The organism is Vreelandella nigrificans, from assembly GCF_002374315.1.
In the GTDB taxonomy this organism is placed as follows: domain Bacteria; phylum Pseudomonadota; class Gammaproteobacteria; order Pseudomonadales; family Halomonadaceae; genus Vreelandella; species Vreelandella nigrificans.
In genome coordinates, this window is sequence record NZ_NWUX01000079.1 from 1 (window position 1) to 550 (window position 550).

1 pseudogene is annotated in these 550 nt (G+C 51.6%); it reads right to left on the bottom strand.

Going from position 1 to position 550, the window contains the following annotated elements:
* Window positions 1-252: pseudogene (locus CPA45_RS22565) on the bottom strand (hypothetical protein); the annotation flags it as partial.
* Between the last annotated feature and the right edge of the window lie 298 nt (window positions 253-550).

Consider the following 550-nt stretch of genomic DNA (forward strand, 5'->3'; position numbering starts at 1 on the left):
CATATAACGGTGGGCGTAAACGGCGAAAGAGCCCGTTACCGGCTCCAGAAACAACATTTCGCCCATTGAGCGCATGATGAAGAAGACGAACAGCCCGGCAATAATATACGCCAGCAGGACGGAAGGCCCCGCCCATTTCAGCGTGCTTGCCGAGCCCATAAACAGGCCAACGCCGATAGTCCCGCCCAGCGCGATCAATTCAATATGTCGAGCTTCCAGCCCACGCTGAAGCTCCGGTTTTTTCTCTGCCATAAATCCTCGGTTGTGTTTGCTGTTTCCCGACTTATTGCCGGGTATTGTTTTGAGGGGTACTGAAATACGGAGCGAATGGTTTCTTAAATTCTGGCAAATGGCAAACAATGCATTAAAAAAATGAATGCATTGTACAGAAATCCAGCAGTTTTACAGGGGGGGTTGCAGCGCGAACAGCAGATCGCGCTGCATATTGATTACATTTTCCCGGTGTAGTGCCAGGCGAGGTAGCGCAGCAGACGAATCTGTCGTTTGATACGCGTCGGTTGAGAGAGCAGGCGGTAGAGCCACTCCAGCC